At 41.2% G+C, this 23,867-nt stretch carries 20 protein-coding genes; 7 read left to right on the top strand and 13 right to left on the bottom strand.

Annotated features, from left to right (window positions below; genetic code table 11):
- The first annotated feature begins 23 nt into the window (after nt 1-23).
- The gene (locus LBQ60_05680) at nt 24-1,172 is read left to right on the top strand and encodes a putative manganese transporter (protein MDR2037395.1); all 1,149 of its coding nucleotides are present in this window, start codon (nt 24-26) and stop codon (nt 1,170-1,172) included.
- A gap of 99 nt (nt 1,173-1,271) precedes the next feature.
- Here LBQ60_05680 and LBQ60_05675 read toward each other — a convergent pair whose 3' ends face one another.
- From LBQ60_05675 to kduI, 11 genes are all read right to left on the bottom strand, one after another.
- A complete protein-coding gene (locus LBQ60_05675) occupies nt 1,272-1,802 on the bottom strand; it encodes a hypothetical protein (GenBank protein ID MDR2037394.1) in 531 nt (176 codons plus the stop codon).
- A 147-nt stretch (nt 1,803-1,949) separates the two neighbouring features.
- Entirely contained in the window at nt 1,950-3,062 is a 1,113-nt protein-coding gene (locus LBQ60_05670) for an ABC transporter permease (protein MDR2037393.1), read from the bottom strand.
- Nucleotides 3,063-3,175: 113 nt separating this feature from the next.
- Nucleotides 3,176-4,276 carry an ABC transporter permease gene (locus tag LBQ60_05665; protein ID MDR2037392.1) on the bottom strand — a complete coding sequence of 367 codons (1,101 nt, stop codon included), beginning with the start codon at nt 4,274-4,276 and terminating at the stop codon, nt 3,176-3,178.
- Nucleotides 4,277-4,290: 14 nt separating this feature from the next.
- Nucleotides 4,291-5,022 (bottom strand): ABC transporter ATP-binding protein, encoded by a 732-nt coding sequence (locus tag LBQ60_05660; protein ID MDR2037391.1) that lies wholly within the window; start codon nt 5,020-5,022, stop codon nt 4,291-4,293.
- Nucleotides 5,023-5,024: 2 nt separating this feature from the next.
- Nucleotides 5,025-5,942, bottom strand: a complete 918-nt coding sequence (locus tag LBQ60_05655) for an ABC transporter ATP-binding protein (GenBank protein MDR2037390.1) — start codon at nt 5,940-5,942, stop codon at nt 5,025-5,027.
- 3 nt (nt 5,943-5,945) lie between these two features.
- On the bottom strand, nt 5,946-6,479 hold the full coding sequence (locus tag LBQ60_05650) for a GNAT family N-acetyltransferase (protein ID MDR2037389.1): 534 nt from the start codon (nt 6,477-6,479) through the stop codon (nt 5,946-5,948).
- A gap of 20 nt (nt 6,480-6,499) precedes the next feature.
- On the bottom strand, nt 6,500-7,648 hold the full coding sequence (locus LBQ60_05645) for a glycerate kinase (GenBank protein ID MDR2037388.1): 1,149 nt from the start codon (nt 7,646-7,648) through the stop codon (nt 6,500-6,502).
- Nucleotide 7,649: 1 nt separating this feature from the next.
- Entirely contained in the window at nt 7,650-8,555 is a 906-nt protein-coding gene (locus LBQ60_05640) for an efflux RND transporter periplasmic adaptor subunit (protein MDR2037387.1), read from the bottom strand.
- A 73-nt stretch (nt 8,556-8,628) separates the two neighbouring features.
- The gene (locus LBQ60_05635) at nt 8,629-9,912 is read right to left on the bottom strand and encodes a TolC family protein (GenBank protein ID MDR2037386.1); all 1,284 of its coding nucleotides are present in this window, start codon (nt 9,910-9,912) and stop codon (nt 8,629-8,631) included.
- Nucleotides 9,913-10,004: 92 nt separating this feature from the next.
- A complete protein-coding gene (locus LBQ60_05630) occupies nt 10,005-10,622 on the bottom strand; it encodes a TetR/AcrR family transcriptional regulator (protein MDR2037385.1) in 618 nt (205 codons plus the stop codon).
- A gap of 179 nt (nt 10,623-10,801) precedes the next feature.
- On the bottom strand, nt 10,802-11,644 hold the full coding sequence (gene kduI, locus LBQ60_05625; GenBank protein ID MDR2037384.1) for a 5-dehydro-4-deoxy-D-glucuronate isomerase: 843 nt from the start codon (nt 11,642-11,644) through the stop codon (nt 10,802-10,804).
- Between the two features lie 221 nt (nt 11,645-11,865).
- Between kduI and LBQ60_05620 the strand changes: the two genes are divergently transcribed.
- The 3 genes from LBQ60_05620 (at nt 11,866) to fmt (ending at nt 16,044) form a co-directional block, all read left to right on the top strand.
- Complete coding sequence (locus tag LBQ60_05620; protein ID MDR2037383.1) at nt 11,866-13,770, top strand: LptF/LptG family permease; 1,905 nt, start codon at nt 11,866-11,868, stop codon at nt 13,768-13,770.
- A gap of 66 nt (nt 13,771-13,836) precedes the next feature.
- Complete coding sequence (locus tag LBQ60_05615) at nt 13,837-15,060, top strand: bifunctional 3,4-dihydroxy-2-butanone-4-phosphate synthase/GTP cyclohydrolase II (GenBank protein MDR2037382.1); 1,224 nt, start codon at nt 13,837-13,839, stop codon at nt 15,058-15,060.
- Nucleotides 15,061-15,078: 18 nt separating this feature from the next.
- On the top strand, nt 15,079-16,044 hold the full coding sequence (gene fmt, locus LBQ60_05610; GenBank protein ID MDR2037381.1) for a methionyl-tRNA formyltransferase: 966 nt from the start codon (nt 15,079-15,081) through the stop codon (nt 16,042-16,044).
- A gap of 94 nt (nt 16,045-16,138) precedes the next feature.
- Here the strand turns inward: fmt and LBQ60_05605 are convergent, their stop codons facing one another.
- Nucleotides 16,139-16,696: a DUF255 domain-containing protein gene (locus tag LBQ60_05605; protein ID MDR2037380.1), complete on the bottom strand. Its 558-nt coding sequence runs from the start codon at nt 16,694-16,696 to the stop codon at nt 16,139-16,141.
- A 57-nt stretch (nt 16,697-16,753) separates the two neighbouring features.
- Complete coding sequence (locus LBQ60_05600) at nt 16,754-17,878, bottom strand: glycoside hydrolase family 88 protein (GenBank protein MDR2037379.1); 1,125 nt, start codon at nt 17,876-17,878, stop codon at nt 16,754-16,756.
- Between the two features lie 138 nt (nt 17,879-18,016).
- Between LBQ60_05600 and LBQ60_05595 the strand changes: the two genes are divergently transcribed.
- The 3 genes from LBQ60_05595 to pyk all read left to right on the top strand — a co-directional run bounded on the left by LBQ60_05595 (nt 18,017) and on the right by pyk (nt 23,866).
- Complete coding sequence (locus LBQ60_05595; protein ID MDR2037378.1) at nt 18,017-20,254, top strand: helix-turn-helix domain-containing protein; 2,238 nt, start codon at nt 18,017-18,019, stop codon at nt 20,252-20,254.
- Between the two features lie 143 nt (nt 20,255-20,397).
- Entirely contained in the window at nt 20,398-22,422 is a 2,025-nt protein-coding gene (locus LBQ60_05590) for a S9 family peptidase (GenBank protein ID MDR2037377.1), read from the top strand.
- A 25-nt stretch (nt 22,423-22,447) separates the two neighbouring features.
- Nucleotides 22,448-23,866 (top strand): pyruvate kinase, encoded by a 1,419-nt coding sequence (gene pyk, locus LBQ60_05585; protein MDR2037376.1) that lies wholly within the window; start codon nt 22,448-22,450, stop codon nt 23,864-23,866.
- The last annotated feature ends 1 nt before the right edge of the window (nt 23,867 follow it).

Below are 23,867 nucleotides of genomic sequence, written 5' to 3'. Positions count from 1 at the left end.
AAAAACGATAACACCATAAACTAATGAGTCATATCATCACTTCTATTCTGCAAAATACACTTATGATCACTTCTTTTGTATTGGTCATGATGTTGTTGATCGAATACCTCAATGTTATTTCGAAGGGGAAATGGATGAACAATTTTCAGAATTCGAAATACAAACAAGTGTTTGTAGCTGCATTATTGGGTATCATTCCGGGATGCCTGGGAGGGTTTGCCGTTGTTTCTTTATTCACACATAATGTGGTCAATTTCGGTGCTTTAATAGCGTGCATGATCGCTACTTTCGGCGATGAAGCATTCATCATGTTTGCCATGATCCCTGAAACCGCTATTCTACTTACTGTGGTAATTTTCATTATTGCAGTGATTACCGGCATCGTTATCAACCTATTCGTTAAAAAATTCCCGACCCCATTCAGTCCGGAACACTATGCCATACACCAGGCTGATAAAGATTGCCATGAAAACATCAAAGGGAACTGGAAAAAAAACCTGAAACATATTTCATTTGAACGGGCGCTTCTGATGACCGGGATTGTCCTGATCATTGTCGCCATTCTGATGGGATGGTTCGAACATTCCCATGATGCGCATGACATCCCCATTGAACACACTGCCCATATACATGTGCATGACCAGGAATGTACGGTTCATGATCACCATCACGAACATACACATGGAGATTTCTCCAGTATCTTACTCGAAGAAAGATGGCTCAACATCCTCTTTGTAGTGATATGCCTCATCGCCCTGTTCATCATTACCACAGTACAGGATCATTTTTTAAAAGAACACCTGTGGGGGCATATCATCAAAAAACATCTGCCCAAGATATTTTTCTGGACGTTGGGAGTTCTTACCGTATTACAGGTAGGACAACAGTTTCTTGACATTGATGAATGGGTACGTGGAAATCAAATGTATATCCTGCTCTTAGCCGTTTTGATCGGAATTATTCCTGAGTCCGGACCGCATATTATATTTATCACCCTTTTTGCTAACGGATCGATCCCATTCAGCATCTTACTGGCCAATTCAATAGTTCAGGATGGTCATGCCGGGCTTCCGTTGCTGGCTGAATCAAAAAGAGGATTCTTCTGGATGAAAGGAATTTCAGTACTGATTGGTCTCCTGGCCGGACTTGCCGGGTATTTTTTCAATTTCTGAATGATATATTAAGGAATGCAAAAAATATAATGATGCATTTTATGAGTGTAATCAACCCTATTATTGCAACATAAGAAAACAACAAATAGCAATGGGTGCTTAAAATTTTCCGAAACGTAATTTCATTCCGACAGAAAAACCATTAAGTACATTTCTGGGCAAAATCCTTTCTCCGGTACCTTCCTGATTGAGCTTCAATTTTGATGTACATTCGTAATATCCGCCGATGGCAATCCGGACAAAACTCAACAGGTTCAGTTCTACTTCTATCCCTGGTTTAAGTATCATAAAATTATCCGATGCGCTGATAAAACTGGCAGATTCCGCACGATTGTACTGTTCATAATTAATGCTCCCATATCCGACATACACCGGAATCGTAGCATGTACCAAAGCACCGGGATATATGATCGGTGCAAAAAAAAGTCCGCCGTGGCCACATAAGATATTAGCATCCTGGGTAGTGAATCTGTCTTTTAAAGGATTCAACGTAAAAACACCATGTAGAGAAGCTCCTGCCGATAACCAGCGATTCAATATAACACCTGCCTGGACTCCAAGACCCATCGATTCACTGGCGGAAATTTCCATATAATCAAACCCGAAACCAGCAAAAAGCCATAATTTCATTTTCTCCTGCTTTGTTGTGTCAACCGGCTGTACCCCGAAAACAGATAAAGATAAGAAAGATAGTAATATTACTGAATATATTCGCATATCCACAAGTATCGGTGTTATGGTGCAAACATAATTATTTTTTCCGAAACATTATCAATGCTAACTGGTTTTCTTATAATTCAATATTGCCCACATATTGAATATGACCGCAAAAACGGTTACTGAAAGTATTTGAGGAATGATATCCGCTAAACCGCTACCTTTCATATATACCAGACGCATCACATCGACAAAATAACGAACCGGATTGAGTAGGGTTATTTTTTGAGCCCATCCCGGCATACTGCTTACCGGGGTAAATAACCCGCTCAAAAGAAAAAAGATGATCAGGAAGAAAAAAGCGACGAACATGGCTTGCTGTTGGCTGTCGGAATAGGTAGAGATCAATAATCCGAATCCGGAAAAGACCAGAATATAGAAAAATGAAAAAAGATAAATCACCCCCAGGTCACCAACTGGAGATAAGCCATATATCACCCACGCGACAAGTAATCCCAAAGAAAGGATCAGCAAGCCCATGATCCAGAATGGCACCAGCTTTCCTAAAATGAAAACGGCTTTCGGAATAGGGGAAACATTGATCTGTTCAATAGTACCTATCTCTTTTTCCCGTACAATGTTCAATGCAGCCAGCATACCTCCCATCAGGGTAACCAGCAGTACAATAATTCCCGGAACCATATAATTCCTATAGTTCATTTCCGGGTTATATTTGAACTGTGGTATTACATTTATTTTCGATAACGAAGCATTCGGATAACCTGCCTCTTCTATGATCTCCAGATTAAAATCCTGTATGATCTGTGTGATATATGCGGTTCCCAGTCCGGCCACCTGTCCGTTGACAGCATTGACTGAAAGCATCAATTGTGATTGATCTTCCCTGACCAGATCATTTTCAAAATGGCCGGGTATTTCTAAAATCAGGTTGGCCCGGTTGGCTTCAACAGATCTTAGCGCCTGATCATATGAAACAGAATAATCCGTAAGTTGAAAAAAGCCGGATGAAGTCACCTTTTCTGTCAGGCGACGTGAAAAAGAACTGTGATCATTATCTACCACGCTTAACGTAATATTTTTTTGTTCAAAAGTTGCTGCCCAGGGAAGGATCAGTAATTGAAGTACAGGCAAAGCAACAATCATTTTCAGAATTGTTTTATTCCTGAAAATCTGTAAAAATTCCTTCCTGAGTATGACCAATAAAAGAGACACGGTTGATGAATTACGAATGATGAATTACGAATTACGAACTTTGAATGATGAACAATAAACTTTCTGACTTTCTGACTTTCTGACTTTATAACTTTACAAACTTTCCAACTCCCCTACTCCACCCTGATCTTAAATTTCTTGACACTGACCAGCAACAAAATAACGGTAATCAATAACAAAACGCCACATTCTCCCGCTATGGCCCCGATGCCAAGCCCTTTGATCATTACATCCTTAATGGCGACAATGAACCATTTGGCAGGAATAATATTGGATAAGATCCTCAATATCCAGGGCATATTCTCAACAGGAAAGATAAGTCCGGAAAGTAGTATTGACGGTAGCATCAGTCCCACTCCGGATGCCAACATAGCCGCCTGTTGCGTTTTGGCAACAGATGAGATCAGCAAACCCAGCGAAAGTGCCGACAGGGTAAACACAAAACTCAGTAATAAGATCAGGATGACGCTTCCGCTGATAGGAACATGCAATACAAAGACAGATAACAAAAGGATACTCACTACATCGATCATGGCAATCATCAGATAGGGAACTGCTTTTGCGATGATGATCATTACAGGACGGGCAGGCGATACCAGTAATACTTCCATAGTACCCTGTTCCTTCTCACGCACGATCGAGATAGATGTCATCATGGCACAGATCAGCATCAAAATCAACCCCATAATACCCGGAACAAAATTATAAGCACTCTTCAACTGGGGATTATACAACATTTTCACTTCCGGACGAATCACATAGGGAAGCGTATTACCGGTATTCAATTCCTGTACATATTGAGCGATGACCTGTCCGGCATAGGAAATAACTGTAGAGGCTTCATTAGGATCAGATGCATCGGCAAGAAGCTGGATATCAGCAGAACCGTTATGATACAGGTCATTATCAAATCCGGACGGGAATACAGCAATCAGCTTGGCTTTACCCTGCCGGAAGGTTTCTTCCAGTTGTCCGGCATGTTGAAGTTTTTCCTGTAAGGTAAAATAACGGCTGCCATCTATCTTTGCGATCAACCGTCTCGACAGTTCACCGTTCGAATGATCCAGTACAGCAACAGGCGTATGATTGATCTCAGTGGTGATGGCGAACCCGAAAATGATCAGCTGAACGACCGGCATCAGCAGTAACATCATCATGGTCCGTATATCACGGAAAATATGGAAAAATTCTTTTTTGATGAAATGGATAAACATACCGGTCGATTTAGTCAGTTATCTGTTCTTACAGCTTTTCGTGCCAGCATCCTGAATACTTCATCCATGCTCCCGGCATTGTATGTTTTACGAAGGTTTTCCGGAGTATCCAGCGCTTCTATCTTCCCATCCACCATCATGGATACACGGTGGCAATACTCTGCTTCATCCATATAATGGGTAGTGACAAACACGGTAATCCCTTCCGAAGATGCACGGTAGATCATTTCCCAGAACATGCGCCGCGCTATCGGATCGACACCTCCTGTTGGTTCATCCAGAAAAACGACTTCCGGGTCATGAAAGATAGCAATGGCAAATGCCACTTTCTGCTTGATTCCCAATGGCAATGATCCTACAAGTATGTCCTGTTCCAAACCCAGCTCGGAAACGATCATGTCCGCCTTTATTTTTATACGACCACGGTCCATCCCGTATATCCCGCCGAATAACCGCATATTTTCACGGACGGTAAGGTCTTCATACAATGAAAAACGCTGGCTCATATAACCGATATGTTGCTTGATCCTGTTGGCTTCTTTATAGATATCGAACCCGGCTACGGTTCCTTTTCCGGAAGTAGGGGACAATAAACCGCACAACATCCTCATCGCTGTGGTTTTTCCGGCGCCATTGGCTCCCAGGAACCCGAATATCTCAGCCTTTTCTACTTCAAATGAGATATGATCCACAGCAGTGAAATCACCGAAAAGTTTGGTCAGATTTTCTACCTGTATCGCTGCCATACCTATTCCATTAAATCGATAAAACAATCTTCTATGGTCGGACGGATTTCCCATATCCTGACATTTTCCTGCCCCAACTCCTCCAACAAGCCACCGTTGTCAACATCTGCAAAAGTAACATGCAGGCTTTCGCCGAAAATATAACAACTGTTCACTTCCGGCCGGCGACGTAGTTCCCCGAGCAGCCCGTAATTATCTCCTGACTGCATGGCATACAAAGTCCTTTTGTATGCTTGTATGATATTGTCCGGTGTATCGATACCCATAATACTGCCGGATTGTATCAGAGCAATCCGTCCACATAAAACCGCTTCGTCCATATAAGGAGTCGATACGACAATAGTGATGCCCTGCTCCTTTAATTTACGTAGCATTTCCCAGAATTCTTTCCGCGAAACAGGATCGACACCTGTAGTAGGCTCATCCAGGATCAGTAGTTCGGGTTGATGGATCAGCGCACAGCATAAAGCCAGCTTCTGCTTCATTCCTCCTGATAGTTTTCCCGCTTTCCGGCTACTGAACGGTTCGATCTGTACATAGATATCCCGGATCAGGTCATAATTCTTTTCAACGGTAGTATTGAATACGCCGGCAAAAAATTCAAGATTTTCTTTCACACTTAAATCCTGGTATAAAGAAAACCGTCCCGGCATATAACCGATGATATTCCGTAATACACGGAAATCTTTTCGGGTGTCCCATCCAGATATATCTATATGTCCCGTATCGGGAAGTGCTAATGTGGCCAGCATTCTGAAAAGGGTGGTTTTTCCGGCGCCATCGGGGCCGATCAATCCGAAAATCTCCCCCTTGCTGACCTCCATAGAGATCTCCCTCAATGCAGAAACAGGTGGTTTTCCCGGATAAGTCTTTGATATTCCGGAACAACGAACCAATATATTTTCAGTAAGCCCCATCATCGATCAGGCATCATTTTTTAAACGACTGTATATTTCAATATCCGTATATATATTTCCGGTCAACAACTCTCCATCCCTTTCTATTCCTTCAAATTTGAATTTCAACCTTTTCGGGATGTTTTTACTGGGAATATTACCTGTTGCACATTTTATCTGGATCCTGTTCATTCCCAATTCCTCAAAAGCAAACGTCATCAGGCTTTTTACCGATTTCGTCACTACCCCTTTTTTCTGATATTTCTCCGAAAGCCAATAACCGATTTCCGTTTTTTTGTTTTGGTGATCGGTATCCTTAAAACCGATTATTCCGGCAAAAAGACCATCATAAACCATTGCGAAGACATATTCGCGGTATTCAGACGGTATGTCAAGAATGGACTGGACAAACTTTTCGGAATCTTCCAGCTTCTGTGTAAACGCCACAAAAGGCAACCATTTTCCCAGGTATTCACGTTGGGTATCGATCGTTTTAAAAACAGCGGCCGCATCCGACATTTCTATTTCTTTCAACAAAAGATGCTCATCAACATGAATCATTTTTATATCGCTTTTATTCATTAGTGCCTATTATTTAATGTTTGATTAAAAAGGAACAATTGCCTCACTGTATCTTTGATATTCTTTTTCGTCGTATCCGAATCCATAGCCTCGTCAAGCGTCATGGGCCGTGGCATTACCGAAAAGACAGCATTAATCCCTATTTTGTTAACTGCTTCGGCATCTTCAATGTTTCCTGTCAAAGCAATGACAGGTATTCCTCTCTTAGCTGATACTTTTGCAATACCGTATGGCACTTTCCCCCTTGCCGTTTGACTATCCATTTTTCCCTCACCGGTGATCACCATATCCGCATCCACCAGTAGTTTTTCAAAATCAAGAACTTCAAGAACCAGGTCTATTCCGGATTGTAAACGGGCATTCAGGAATGCCAGCAAACCACCACCCATACCACCGGCAGCGCCTGTTCCGGGAACAGTACTAATGTCTTTATGGAATTGCCTTTTTATTATTCGGGCAAAATTCTCCAATCCATCGTCAAGTTCCTTTACCATTGAGGCGTCTGCACCTTTTTGCGGAGCGAAAACATAAGCAGCTCCCTGCTTTCCTGAAAAAACATTGTCAACATCACAGGCAACTTTAAAACGTGCCATATCCAGAAACGGATTCTGTGACGATACATCAACGGATGCGATCTTCTGTAAAATTCGTCCGCCCTGACCAAGTTCATGTTCGCCTTCGTCCAGAAAACGATAACCCAATGCCTGCAGCATACCTGTCCCTGCATCATTGGTAGCACTACCACCAATACCAAGAATAAATTCCGTACAACCGTTTTTCAATGCGTCGGCGATCAATTGTCCTGTTCCATAAGTAGTTGTCAACATCGGATTACGTTGTTCCTCAGGAATCAAAGTCAGTCCGCTTGCGGAAGACATTTCGATCACGGCCGTATGCTTGTCCCCCAATATGCCGTACTTAGCTTCAACGAGGGTCATCAAAGGTCCGTAAACCTCTTTCGAATACATCTTTCCTCCGGTTGCTCCAACCAGCGCTTCTGTGGTTCCCTCTCCCCCATCTGCAACAGGAACTTTCACTACCTCGCAATTGGGGTATATTTCTTTGATACCGCTTTCGATCGCTTCAGCGATTTCGGATGATTGGAGACTACCTTTAAAAGAATCAACGGCAACAACGATCTTTTTCATTTTATCGTTTACTAAAGTCCACATCCCCGTACATGCCGATCCTGATCTTTCCATCGGTATTGGTTACGGCTACTTTAACCGCATATACCAGGTTCTGCCGCTCATCCTTCGTTTGAATGGTTTTGGGTGTAAATTCGGCTTTATCGGATATCCATGCTATTTTGCCCGGATACGATTTAACCGTATTATCTGATAAAGTCAGGTATACGGTTGCATCCTGCCCGACTTGTACCTTTTCCAATTGTCCGGAAACGACATAAGCACGAAGGAACATGTTTTGTATATCTGCAATTTTATACAACGGCTTACCCGGTGAAACGATTTCTTTTATCTCGGTATATTTACTCAGCACTACCCCATCTACAGGATTTATAATACGACATTTCGCCAACTGATCATTCACCTGTTCGATCTGGGCATGATATACCGCGCTTTCCCCGTCAAGGCTGTTGACCGATGTGGATAACGAATTCATTTGTGCATCCAGTGAGCTTTCCAACACTTTTATTTGTGAATCGGCATCATCCAGTTGTTTTTGTGTAGCCGCCTGTACTTCGAAAAGTTTTTCCAAACGCGCCTTTTCAAACCGTGCTTTGCCTAGTTGTTCCTTCGTGGCGGCAATCTGCTTGGCGACATCAGGCCGGCGGGCTACCACAGCCCTTTGTGCTGCGATCAACTGCATTTTTTTCAGGTACAGTTGTGTACTGTCGATATAACCGACCTGCTGTCCTTCTGAAAGGCTTACACCTTCCTTCACATCAAAAGCCTCCACTTTCCCTGTGGCTTCCGAAGAAACGATAATTTCCGTGGCCTCGAATGTTCCGGTAGCATCATATTTGAACCCGTTCCGGTTACAGGAAACCAGAAAAATAAACATTACTGCTATTAGAAAAGAACATGAAGTCATGAAATAAGAATATTCTGTGATTCTTTTTTCTTTTCCGTTATGTGTTTGCCTCAATAAGTGTTCCATCTGTATTTCATTTTATTGGTTCTTGATCGTTATTTCCCGACAACATTTTGTACTGATAAATACTCATCAGGTATTGTATCTCATGTAAAACTTTGGCCTGTTGTGCCTGGCTCTTTACATTAATATCTTTTACCAGATCGTTAACGGTATATACTCCGTTTTCATACTTTCCTTCCCCTGCTTTTTTCACCCGCTCACGTAAAAGAATGATTTCATCATCGCGTTCCATCAATTCTTTTGCTTTCTGTATTTCATGATAAACCTGGGTCAGTTTCAGGTTGGTATTAAATACGAATGTCTCCTGTTGTGCAAGAATCATATTTTTCCGGAAGGAAATAAGGTTCCTGTCATTTCTGGATGAATATAGGTTACCAAAGTTCCAGCTAAATCGGATTCCACCGATATAGAAAAAGTCAAATTCATTGGCCAGCATATTCAGTCCCGGCTTTCCGTAACCACCTTGTAAAAATAGTGAAAATCTGGGCATATTTTTTACATTGATCATATGTTCCTGCGCCTGAAATAATTCTCCCTGACTGGCATACAATAACATTTCCGGCCGCCGGATGGAAGATGAATACTGAATAGATGTCTCCACAGGTTTAACAAGCTCCATATCCTCACCCACCGTTTCGTTGATCATGGCTGACAACATTCCGGCATAAGCCTTCCGGGATGAAATCAGCTCCGTTCTCCTCTGTTCCGTATTGAGCAGTTCCACACGTACCGCATCCACATCAGAAGACGTGGCTGTTCCGTTTTGCAGATATGCAGTGACCACTTTCATACTTGCATCCAGATCTGCATTAAGGATATCCAATTGCTTCAATTGCTCATCAATGGTCAGGATACCGAAAAACAACTGATCGATCCTTTCACGGACTGTATAAAGCGATACTTCGATTTGCTGCTTATCGACCTCATGGCTTGCCCGTGTAATTTTCTTCTCTGAACGGGTCGTCCCTCCGTCCCAAATGGTTTGTGAGAGGTCAACCGTAACTTTGTACTGGTCTTTGTCGATCACCGGAATATCCATACCGGGAATATCGACCGGAAGATGCACCACATCCGACTGGTAGGAAGCCTGCGCATTAACTGATATCTGGGGCAACCAGATCTTACCTATGTTTGAAACCGTATATCGTTCCGAAAGATCGACCAAACCGTGTTGCCTGATCAGGGGATAGTTCTCCCGCGCTTTTTGCCAGCATTCATCGATGGTGATACTTTTCTGCGCCCATGAAAGCTGGGATACCAGCAATAAGAAAATATGCAAGACAATCTTTTTCATACCAAGTAATACCAAACAATTAATGTCATATTGAATAAACGTAATCAAATTGATTCATGTCACTTAAGAAAACAATAAATAGCACTGAGTACTTAATCTGTTAACTGTATCATATTTTTTACCCATACCGGAACACATACCCTCCGTTCTTCCACCATTTGCTGAAAATCATCATCACTCAATCCTCCGATCGTTCTCAACAAAGGCGATGCAACAAAAGGAAATACGATGAGGGATAACATATTGACCATATACTGCATAGGATCGGCTTCGTCCAGGTTTATCTTTTTCAGATGACTGTCCAATTGAAAATAAAACACCGTCTGCTTCATGAACGAATTTTCTAATCCCATTCTTTGGGGAAGTCTTTCAGGATGTGCTTTCATTTCACCTAAAATAAATATGGGAAGATTCGGATTTCCCGAAAGAATATCGACATATGCATCCATCACCTGATCAATTTTCGATGACAATGAGGTCGCTGGATCATTCAGGATCACCATCACAGGATGAAGCATTTCTTTCAGGCTTTCGGCCATTACCATCTCAAACAACTTCTCCTTACTACGGAAGTAATAATTAAGCAACGCGAGATTGATACCGGCCTCTTCGGCGATATCCCGCGTACGTGCCGCCGCATAACCTTTCTGGTGAAAGATCTTCCGTGCCGCCTGTTTGATCTTTTCTTCAGTGCTTCTATCTTTTTCCATATCAATCATATTATCACGGCACAAATATAAGACTAATATTTTGATTTAAACAATTTATTTAAACATTTTATTTAATCAAACGATTAAATTTATCAATAAATAATCTGGAAGGCATTTTCCCGGATACCAAAAAAGCCTGTATTTACAGGCTTTTTAATATTATCAATAATTATTATTTTCTATTTTAATTCATCCGGTTGGACAGTGTCCATATCTCCATAATCCATATTTTCACCGGCCATTCCCCAGATAAATGTATAATTGCTGGTTCCTGCACCGGAATGAATGGACCAGGAAGGAGAAATGACTGCCTGTTCATTTTTCATCCAAATATGACGTGTTTCGTCAATCTCACCCATAAAGTGACAAACAGCCTGTTTATCCGGAACTTCAAAATAAAAATAAGCTTCCATACGGCGCAAATGGGTATGAGGAGACATGGTATTCCAAACGCTCCCCGGTTGCAATTCCGTCATCCCCATCTGAAGCTGACAGGTTTCCAGCACCTCGCGCACCAATAATTTATTGATCCTACGGGCATTAGATGTTTCTAAAGCGCCCATATCCGCCACTACAGCATCGGCCAGTGTCACCTTCCGTGTAGGAAGAGATTTGTGTGCAGGCGCAGAATTAATGTAAAATTTAGCCGGCTGGGAGGCTGATTCACTGGAAAAAGTCACTTCATGATCACCACTGCCCACATAAAGCGCTTCTTTATGTCCGATCATATATTCTTCATTCCCGACTTTCACTTTTCCGGGGCCACCGACATTGATCATCCCCAACTCCCGGCGATGTAAAAAATTAGGTGCTTTTAACGGCTCGATGGTTTCCAGCCTGATCGCTTTACTTACCGGAAATGCTCCGCCAACAATATACCTGTCATACATAGAATATACCAGGTTAATTTCATCTTTTACAAAAACATGTTCAATTAAATGTTCTTTCCGGAGTCTTTGTGTATCATAACTTTTTGCATCTGCCGGATGAGAAGCATGCCGGATTTCATATTTTACACTCATAGCATTATCGTTTAAAAATTAAAATCATTCTTGGACGAAGATAGTAAAAATGTCTATTTAAAACAAATTTTATCGTCATATCAGGTATACCAATAAAGGCAATCATGTTTACACATTAAACGGTTATCATACACTTTTCTTCATAAATCATGAATAATTTATACCTTTACAGTCTGAAAGTATTGAATCTTGAATAGCATTAGTTATAAATATATCAAGCCATGAAGATACTTCATCGCTTCATGCTGAAACAATTCATAGGACCATTCGTACTGGTTTTTATCATAGTGGTCTTTGTATTGCTCATGCAGTTTTTATGGAAATGGATCGATGAACTTGTAGGTAAGGGGCTCGAACTGTCCATTATCGGAGAGTTGTTATTATATACATCAGCTAATTTAACGATCATGGCTTTTCCTTTGGCCGTATTATTGTCGTCGATATTGACATTGGGCAATATGGGAGAAAACTATGAACTGATCGCTTTAAAAGCTGCCGGAATATCTTTACAACGGATTGTCTTTCCTTTGATTGTACTTTCTTTTATTATCGGAATAATTGCATTTCTTTTTGCCAACAATATAACTCCATTTACCAATCTGAAAATGAGAAGCCTGATCAACGATATCAGGCAGCAACGTCCGGAATTAAGTATACGTGAAGGTGCGTTCTCAGATGCTATAGACGGTTACAGCATCCGTATCGGTAAAAAAGACCATAAAACGAACCTGTTGTATGATATAATGATATATGATCACACTGAAAAGCTGGGTAACACTACTGTTATCCTTGCCGATTCCGGGCATATGGCGGTTACGGCTGACAAACGTTTTTTGGAAGTGGTCCTATATAGCGGACACAGGTATAGGGAAGAAGTAGCAGACAAAAAAAGCACCAATAAAAAGAACAATACCTATCCCTTCAGTCATCAGACTTTTGAACAGCAAACATTCCGGATGGTGTTGCCCAGCTTTGATTTTGAAAGGTCGGAGGATGATCAGATCCTTAAAAAGGGATATCAGATGATGAGCCTTGATCAATTGAAAGTTACCATTGATTCAATGAAAGTAGTTGTCAAAGAACATGAGGACCATTTACGTTCTTCGGTAAAACCGGCTTATCAATTTCCCGATTATCCACCACGGGTAAGAGATACCATATACCGGTCAAAAATAACGGATCATTTCATGACCGCTTTCGACCTGGAACCCAAAACCAAACGACAGGAAGCGATACAAGCGGCCATAAATGATGCTCGCAACCAGAAGGACCAGTTTGCCGGGACCATCTATGAACTGGATTTCAAAAGCAAACAAACATGGCGCTACGAAGTGGAATGGCACCGGAAATTTACCATGTCGCTGGCCTGTATCATCCTGTTCTTTATCGGAGCTCCTTTGGGAGCCATTATACGGAAAGGAGGGTTGGGAACGCCGATCATTATTGCCGTAATTTTCTTCGTATTGTACTATGTTATTTCCATGATTGGTGAAAAAGCGGCTAAAGGCGGTACTTTGACTCCATTCTTGGGTATGTGGATGTCTACCTTCATCGTGCTACCTATCGGGGTTTTCCTGACCTACCTGGCTACCCGCGATTCTTCCATTTTTAATCAGGACCTGTATCTGAGTTACATAAAAAAAGGACTGGGCTTCATTTTCGCTATTTATCCCACATCGCGTGCCAACATTGACATTAAAGTCAGTCAGGCTGACATGGAACCTGAAAACATCATCAATGAAATTGACGAATTATCACAAAAATGTAAAGTATACCTGGAAGATGACCTGAGTAGATTATTACGGCTAACCAAGATCTTTCAGAAAGATGAAGATCCGATACTGACCGGTATCGGACATGATTACGACCGTGTAAAAGCAATTCTTGAAAAATCGGATATCGACCTGATCAGGGAAACTGTACGCGAATATCCGAACGTTTCGTTACATGATTACAAAATCAAACTTCAATCGAAATGGCAGGCCATAGCGATCATGATTATTGTCCCTGTATGGCTGTACCTTTATCTGAAGGCGCTGATACAAAAAAATAATTTACGCAATGACCTGAAGAATATCATGGGTGCTAACCGTAATCTTATAAATGAAATAAACAGTACTTTATAGTTTTTGATGTCAATCGGAAACACTTATCGATCAATCGAAAGATAAACCTGATAAACACAATAAATAATGTCCCAAAAGAAACTTAATACCATAGAAGAAGCAATAGAAGATATTCGTAATGGAAAAATCATCATCGTTGTGGACGATGAAGACCGTGAGAATGAAGGTGATTTTATATGTGCTGCGGAAACCATTACTCCGGATATTGTCAATTTTATGGTAAAATACGGAAGAGGGATGCTTTGTGCTCCTTTATCCGAGAAACGTTGTGAAGAATTGGAATTAGATATGATGGTGGGTAAAAACACATCATTGCACGAAACCCCGTTTACCGTTTCTGTTGATTTGATCGGGAGCGGGTGTACTACCGGAATCTCCACTTCCGACCGGGCAAAGACCATCCGTGCCCTGGTGGATCCCAATACCCGTCCGGAAGACCTGGCACGTCCGGGGCATATCGCGCCATTAAAGGCCCGTGAAAAAGGCGTACTACGCCGGCCGGGACACACAGAGGCCGTAGTAGACCTTACCCGTCTGGCAGGCTTACAACCGGGAGGCGCTTTGGTAGAAATACTGAATGAAGACGGAAGTATGGCACGACTTCCTCAATTATTTGAAATTGCTGCCACCCATCATCTAAAAATTATTTCTATCGCAGATCTGATCAGGTACCGTTTACAGAAAGAGTCCATTATCAAAATGGGGGAACGTGTAAAACTTCCCACAAAATACGGAGACTTCGAGGTAATTCCGTTCGTCCAGCTTTCAAATGACCTGGAACATCTGGCAATTATCAAAGGAAGCTGGGAAAAAGACGAACCGGTCCTGACAAGGGTGCATTCTTCCTGCCTCACCGGAGATATCCTGGGTTCCTATCGTTGCGACTGCGGGGAACAGTTACACCTGGCTTTGCGTATGATCGAAAAAGAAGGTAAAGGAGTAGTCGTATATCTTAACCAGGAAGGCAGGGGTATCGGATTATTCAATAAGATTAGCGCATACAAACTTCAGGATGAGGGGCGAGATACGGTAGAAGCCAACATCGATCTCGGCTTCAAAGCTGATGAACGCGACTATGGCGTAGGAGCCAGCATCTTACGGGAACTCGGATTAGGCTCGATAAGGCTGATGACCAACAATCCCGTCAAACGGATTGCACTGGAAGGTTATGGCATAACGATCGTGGAAAATGTCCCGCTTGAAGTCCCGCCTAATTCTTACAGTCAAAAATATATGCAGACCAAATATGAAAAAATGGGTCATACACTGGAGCTGGTAAAAAAGAAATAATATTCATCTTATCTGATTATGCGTGTAGTTTTTATGGGAACTCCGGAATTCGCAGTTGCTTCATTAGAAGCAATCATTGAAGCCGGTATGGATGTGGCTGCTGTTGTCACCGCTCCGGACAAGCCATCAGGAAGAGGTCAGAAAATACATGAAACTGCCGTAAAACAATGTGCCCAAAAACATCATTTACCCATTCTCCAGCCTGAAAAATTAAAAAATACGGACTTTTTGGATCATCTGAAAAGTTTCAATGCTGATTTATTTGTAGTGGTGGCTTTCCGCATGTTGCCGGAAGAAGTCTGGAATATGCCGCCATTAGGCACAGTCAATTTGCATGCTTCATTATTGCCGCAATACCGGGGTGCGGCCCCCATCAACTGGGCCATCATCAATGGTGAAACAAAAACCGGAACGACGGTTTTTTTCATCGAAAAAGAAATAGATACAGGGAATATTATTTCATACAGGGAAGAACCGATCCTTCAGGAAGATAATGCCGGAAGCATGCATGACAAACTGATGTACAGCGGAGCACATCATCTAGTGGATGCCATTCAAAATATTGAAAAAAATAATTACCGGTCCATACCTCAGAAACTCGAAATGAGCGATCAGGTATTAATGACGGCACCCAAAATATTCAAGGAAACATGTAAGATCGACTGGAAACGCAACACAACATCCACTTATAATTTTATCCGGGGACTTTCCCCTTATCCTGCAGCTTGGACTTATCTAATTTCTCCCACCGGAGAAAAACTGATGCTGAAAATATTCGACACCGAACCTTATCTTACACCTCATTTGTCAAAACCCGGAAGTATCGGATCCGATCAGAAGAGTTTCTTGCATATAGCCACAGACGACGGATGGATATCAGTTAAAAGCCTGCAACTGGAAGGAAAAAAACGGATGCCTGTTGAAGATTTTCTCCGGGGAATGCATGACATCAATAATTTCCGGATAGAAACAGGAATCGAATAGATCTATCTAAGCACTCAGTGCTATTTATTGTTTTCTTAAGTCGCATTGATTAACATTGAGTACGCTTAGCAAATATGACATTAATTGTTTTATATTACTTATTATCCAGCTTGCTGACGAATGTACTGCCGTATTCGGAAAAATTGACGGTCTTAAACTTTTCTTCCTGCATGTAATACAATAACGGTTCTAGTTGTTGTGGATTTTTATAGCCCCCGTCAGCACCAATTAATTCCAGTTTTTCAGTTAAATAGGCAATAGAAGGATAGCCCCTTCTTTCCGGAGGTATATTTCCACTTTCAAACAAGGCCTCAACAAACTTATGAGTGGAGGCTCTTCCATTTACTTTTTTACTACCCTCAAAATTAATTCCCCTAAAGATAATTGCATTGGGCGACTCAGCATTAAACTTAACAGGATAAAAATGAGTATTGATGTATCGGGCAATCTCAGGATGGCTGAATGTTTCTGCATCCATTCTCTTACACCAACCACACCAGTCGGTATAGAGGTCTATCAGGAATTTTTTGGGTGCCTTTTCATTTAATTTTAATGCCTCCTCCATAGTAAACCATTTCACCTTGGTATCTTCCTGGGCAGATATGTTGGTCAAAGTAAAGAGAGATACTACAATTATTAAGAAAATTTTCATTTAAATATATTTTTAAGTAAGAATGTCCGGATATATTCACAACAAAAATAATGCAAATCATCGTTTCAGTGCATAAGCACACCAGATCAAGGGGGCCTGGCCATGTAAATCACCTGTAATACGTTTACGGTCCAGATAATATTGATGGTCGTTCCTGATATTGGTTCCTTCGCAGACCTCCGTCAATTCGTCATCCGCATTAAGGTAGGTAATTAACCGTAACCAGGCCTTCCGCGCTGCAGCACCATATGTTTTCTTATCCAGCCATCCATTCTGCACTCCGGTAATCATTGCATAAGTGAACATACCGGTACAGGATGTTTCTTTCCATGCTTTCGGATCATCGACCAATTGACGCCACATCCCGTCCTCTGCCTGATATTGCAGCAAGGTTGACATCATCTTCTTATAAGCTTCCATAATTGTTGCCTGTTCAGGATGATTTTCCGGTAACATCCTTAAAACCTCCGCCATACCTACGGCCATCCAGCCGTTGCCTCTACCCCAGAAGAAGGGCGTTGTCGGAGAGTGATAAAAAAGACCATTGGAACGCTGGATTTCTTTCAGGTACATCACCATTTCAGAAGCTGCCCGGTCAATATATGTACGGTTACCGGTAGCCATATATGCCTGTGCCTGTACAGCCGTAATCATAAACATATCATCAATCCAGATGCGCGTCTGCCAGGAATAACCCTTATCGGCCCATACCCTTTCTTCGGGGGTTGCATTTTCCGGAATTTCCCATTGCGTATCGGCATACATGAGTCCTAACGCCAAATATTTTTCTTCTTTTTTCTTTTGGTATATTTCCAGCGGCAACGCACCGAATACGTTATTGTCCACATGGTTCGGCTTGGGTTGCAGATGTTTTTCCGTAGTAAAAAGCGGTTGGAAACGTTCCACCAGATGATCATACATTGATTGGTTCTTGGTAACACTTGAAAACCAAAGGCCACCCAGCCAGGCACATACATCGGGATAAGTGATCTGTGTAGGAGGTGTTTTAGGACGGGTATTACCATACCGGGAATGTGGCGTCTGCAAATATTTGTTTACCAATCGAATTCCGATCTCCTCAGGCGTCGAACCTTTGGGAAATTTCCTTAGTTGATAGTCCTGAGCAGTAATACAGAAAGTACCTAGCAATGACCATAACACGAAACAAGTAAAAAACCTCATAATGTTTTATCTGAAATGGGTTACAGAACAAATATAGTATGTTTGAAGGAATCTACCGTCAAATTATTTATATTATCCGACATATACCGGACAGAAAAATGTATCTTTGACAAATGAACTTATTTTCACAACTTTTGGATGATCACTCCTGACACACATAATCCTGTTTTTCAACTTGCTGCCGATTTTGTAAACCAGACATCACAACATGTGTTCCTTACAGGAAAAGCCGGAACAGGAAAGACCACTTTCCTGAAATATATCCGGGAAAACACCCATAAAAATTGCATTGTAGCGGCACCTACCGGTGTTGCGGCAATCAATGCCGGGGGAGTAACTTTGCATTCTCTCTTTCAGCTACCTTTTGAGCCTTTTATTCCCGGGCTGGAATACAGGAACAGCAAAGAGCGGTTCAGGATGTCAGGCAGTAAGCTGGATATGCTACGACGTATGGAACTACTGATCATTGATGAAGTAAGTATGCTTCGTGTGGATGTATTGGATGCCATCGATACATCGTTACGGCGAATCAGGAAAAACGACCAGCCTTTCGGAAATGTTCAATTGTTATATATCGGTGATTTATTTCAGCTTCCTCCTGTGGTAAAAGAAGACGAATGGAGTATCCTACGCGATTATTATTCTTCCCCGTTCTTCTTTCATGCAAAATCGGTCCAACGTATTCCGCCGGTGTACCTTGAACTGAAGAAGGTATATCGTCAACGGGAGCAATTATTTGTTGATTTGTTGAATCGTGTCAGGAATAATGAATTAACGCAAACCGATCTGAAAATATTGAATCAACGATATTGTCCCGGTTTCGAATCACCCCCCGAAGAAAAATACATTACACTCACTACACGTAATGCAAAGGCCGATGAAATCAACAATCGTGAACTAGGTAAATTAACATCAGAGATATTCCGGTTTGAAGGAGAAATAACCGGAGAATTTCCGGAATATGCCCTCCCTACTGAAATGGTTTTAACCTTAAAAGAAGGAGCACAGATCATGTTCATTAAGAATGATTCGGGTGAATTCCGCCGTTACTACAATGGAAAACTTGGAACCATTACCCGGATAAAACACGAACAGATCTGGATAAAACTCGAAGGGACAAATGAAATAATTGAAATCGAGCGGGAAAAATGGACCAATATACGTTATACGCTAAACAAGGAAACAGCGGAAATAGAAGAGGAAGAATTAGGCGCCTTTATGCAATACCCGATCCGGCTGGCCTGGGCAATTACGATTCATAAAAGCCAGGGGCTGACTTTTGAAAGGGCTGTAATTGATACCGGCGATGCATTTGCTCCCGGACAATCTTATGTAGCATTGAGCCGATGCACTTCCCTTGAAGGAATTATCCTGCTCTCGCCCATCACTCCTGATAGTGTGCAAACAAACAGACAAGCGGTAAGTATGTCGAAAAGTGAAAAACAACAGGCCGAGCTCATTCAAATACTGGAAGAAAAAAAACGACATTTCTGGGCAGACCGTTTATTGTTGTATTTTGATTGTGAGGAGCTAACAGCTATTCCCCATAGATTAAATAAACTGATTGATGACAAAACTTCCGGTGAATTCCAGTCATACCATACCTTAGTGAAAGAAATGATGGCGCATGCTTATGAATTAAAATCGGTTTCCGAAAGATTCAAAACAGAGTTAAGATCCATTACAAGACAACCGGTTACTGATATCCATGCATTATCTGAAAGGTGTAACAAAGCCGTGGGGTTTTTTCACCGGAATATTCTTGAAAAGATGTTGTTACCCTTACAACAGTATATTAATGGATTCAAAGTAAAAAAAGCAAAAACCTTTTACAAACATCTGTGTAACCTTGAACTGGATTTAAAACAATTCATCGAAAACATGAAAAAAGTGAGGTATAACAACATACCTCTGATTGATGGGAACGATTTTTTAGTTCCGGACCGTAAAGGTTTATATGAACAAATTTCCCAGGAAGGGAAAAAGGTATCAGGGAAAACGGGTACAAAACAGAAGGTAGATATTCCCTCTAAAAAGAAGGAAAATGAACCGCATATTTATTCAAACCAGAAAAGTTATGATTTATTCCTGGAAGGTTTTTCAGTGGAAGAAATAGCACAAATGCGGGAAATCAGTCAATCCACTGTCATTTCTCATTTAGCTGAATATATACAAAATGGCAAACTCTCTGTTTTGAAACTTTTGTCTCAAGACAAAGTGGAAAAATTAAGTCCCTGGATCCAGGCAGCTATTGCAGAAGACAATTTTCTCCTGTCTCCTATAAAGGATAGGGTGGGCGATCAATACTCATATACGGAGATCCGTTTGGTAATGAGCCATTGCATTCATGAGAAAACGAAGAATGTCAAAGAGTGACCCCCTTGTATTTACTCTTTGTGAAAAGATAAAAATGTATAACTTTGTTATTTTTACCATATCACATCATGAGGATAGCTAACGTATTGATTTTATGGATAATTATTTTTCTATGCGCTTGTTATTCTAATTCGCAGAAGAATATGCAACCACCCATTGCTCAAAAAAAAACAGCAACACTTCAAACAGCAGGACATAGCAGGGTAGATCCGTATTTTTGGTTGAACGAACGGGATAATCCGGAAGTAAAAGCATATCTTGAAGCAGAAAATGAATATACCGCTGCAATGATGGCTGATACTAAAGAGCTGCAAAATCAACTGTTTGAAGAAATAATCTCGCGGATCAAGCAGGATGATCAGACGGTTCCATATTTTCGAAATGGTTACTTCTATTACCGGCGTTATGAAAAAGGTGCCGAGTATCCTATATTTTGCCGAAAAAAACAATCAATGGAAGCAGATGAGGAAATCCTGATAAATGGGAATGAACTGTCACAGGGATACGATTATTTTCATGTCGGGAATTTTGAAATTACTCCGGATAATAAAACATTGGCATACTGTGTCGATTATGTCGGTCGTCGTTCCTATACTATCTTTTTCAAAGATCTGGAAACAGGAAAGTTGATAAATGCCACAATAGAAGGTACCAATGGTTATGCTGCATGGGCAAACGACAATAAAACGTTGTTTTATTGTCAGAAAGATCCGGAAACACTTCGCTCGGAGACGCTGATGTCATACTGTTTGGAAACCAATAAAACCAAGCATCTTTATACTGAAGATGACGAAACATTTGATTTGATGGTGTACCGGTCAAAATCCGACAAAATGATCTTCATGCTGATGTTCAGTAACACATCTACAGAATACCGGTATATATCTACCGATGAACCTGACGGATCATTCCGGACGATTCAGGAACGGGAGAAAAATATGGAATATCAGGTGATCGATCATCATGATAAATTCTACATTGTTACCAATTACCAGGCAAAAAACTTCCGCCTGATGGAAACATCTGTCAAGAACACTGGAAAAGAATATTGGAAAGAACTTGTTCCGCATCGTGAGGATATCTTGTTGGAAGATGTAGAGATATTCAATGATTTTTTTGTATTATCCGAACGAAAACAGGGATTAGTACAGTTAAGGATCAAATCCCGGCATAATAATGACGAGCATTATCTTAATTTCGGAGAAGAGGTATACACAGCAGAAATATCAATCAATCCATCTTTTGATACACATTTATTGAGGTTTTCATATTGTTCCATGACTACCCCGTTATCGATATTTGATTACAATATGCAAACCAGGGAAAAAGTATTACTGAAACAACAGGAAGTATTGGATTATCATCCTGAAGATTATGTTACCAGAAGGCTATATGCCAAATCGCCTGATGGCATGGAAATTCCCATATCACTGGTATATAAGAAAAGCACCCGGGTGAATGCCCATACCCCTTTATTATTATATGGCTATGGTGCCTATGGATACAATATGGATCCTGATTTTAGCACATCACGGATCAGCCTGCTCAACAGAGGCTTTATATATGCCATAGCACATGTCCGGGGTAGCCAGTACCTTGGACGGGAATGGTACGAAAATGGTAAAATGTTAAACAAACGTAATACTTTTACCGATTATATAACTTGCGCCGAACATCTGATCAAGCAGGGATATACCGATACAGAGCACTTGTTTGGCATGGGAGCCAGCGCAGGAGGACTGCTGATAGGAGCAGTCATCAATATGCGTCCTGATCTGTTCAAAGGAGTGATAGCAGGCGTTCCGTTTGTGGATGTTATCACCACTATGAATGATAAATCAATACCCTTAACAGTCGGGGAATTCGAAGAATGGGGAAATCCGGAAGATGAAGCATATTACCAATATATGATGTCTTATTCCCCATATGATAATGTAAAAGCACAAGATTACCCCAACATGCTTGTTACCACAGGCTTTCATGATTCCCAGGTACAGTATTGGGAACCGGCAAAATGGGTTGCAAAGTTACGGGATCTAAAAACCGATCATCATCTGTTATTGTTATATACCAATATGGATGCCGGACATGGAGGAGCATCCGGAAGATTTGAAAGTTATAAGGAAACAGCATTGGAATATGCATTTCTTCTGAAATTACTTCAGTAAATCATTAATTAATTAAATTGTCAAAATGAGTCATACAAAGATCATAGCCACCATTGGGCCGGCATCGGCTTCTAAAGAAGTACTTCGTGAAATTTTTACAGCAGGAGTAAATGTCTGCCGTTTAAATTTTTCCCATGGAACCCACGATGATCATAAAAAAAGTATAGAAACCATTATCGAATTAAACCAGGAAATGCGTACAAATGTGACTATTCTGGCTGATTTGCAAGGTCCGAAATTACGTATCGGAATGGTTGAAAATGATGCTATTATACTTCAGGATGGTGATTTGGTTAATATTGTCACTAATGAGTGCATCTCTACATCCCAGAAATTATACATTAGCTATGAAGATTTAGCAAAAGATGTGAAAATAGGAGAAGCTATTCTTATTGATGATGGAAAAATAAAGTTAGAAGTAGTTAAAACCGATAAAAAGGATAAAATCACAGCAAAAGTAATCTATGGCGGTTTATTGACTTCTAAAAAAGGAGTAAACCTGCCTAACTCGAAAATTTCATTACCCAGTCTTACTGAAAAAGACATCAAAGATGCTGCTTTTGCTTTGGATTATAATGTTGACTGGATCGCTTTATCCTTTGTCCGTTCTGCAAATGATCTACAGCCCTTGCGGGATTTGTTACGCTCCAAGAAGAAATTTGCACGTATCATTGCAAAGATCGAGAAACCGGAAGCTTTAGAAGATATTGACGCCATTATTGAAGCGTCGAATGGAATCATGGTCGCTCGCGGAGATTTAGGTGTCGAAGTACCTTTTGACCGTGTACCGATGATACAAAAAGACATTGTAAAGAAGTGTATCGTTCAGGCCAAACCGGTAGTGATCGCTACCCAGATGCTTGAAAGCATGATCTCAAACTTCCGTCCTACCCGTGCAGAAGCCAATGATGTAGCCAATGCAGTACTTGATGGAGCCGACGCTGTGATGTTAAGTGCAGAAACCTCTACCGGAAAATATGCGATCGAATCCGTCAAAGCCATGCAACAAATCATCGATTGGACGGAAACCCATGGATTCCTATACAACCGGGAAAATTTGCCGGAACTCAACAGCCACACATTCCTTCCAGATTCTATTTGTCTGAATGCCTGTCGTATGGCCGATCAGGCAAAAGCAAAAGCAATTGTAATATTCACTTTTTCCGGATACACAGCCATGCGTATTTCCAGCCACCGTCCACAGGCTGAAACATTCGTATTCACCAGAAACAAAGCGCTTGTACGGAAAATGGCGCTTATATGGGGGGCACATGCCTACCATGCCGAAGAAACGGATAACATTGACGATGCAATTGAAGAATCCATACAAAGTTTGAAAAAAAGAGGTTACATAAAAAAAGGCGACGTGGTGGTACATGTAGGAAGTACTCCCTTTGAAGAGAAAGGACAAACCAACATGATCAAGTTATCGTACATCTCATAAC

The sequence above is a fragment of the Bacteroidales bacterium genome, from assembly GCA_031275285.1.
Classification (GTDB): Bacteria; Bacteroidota; Bacteroidia; order Bacteroidales; family UBA4181; genus JAIRLS01.
The sequence above is the reverse complement of the archived record's forward strand: the minus strand, read 5'-3'. Positions and strand labels throughout refer to the sequence as shown.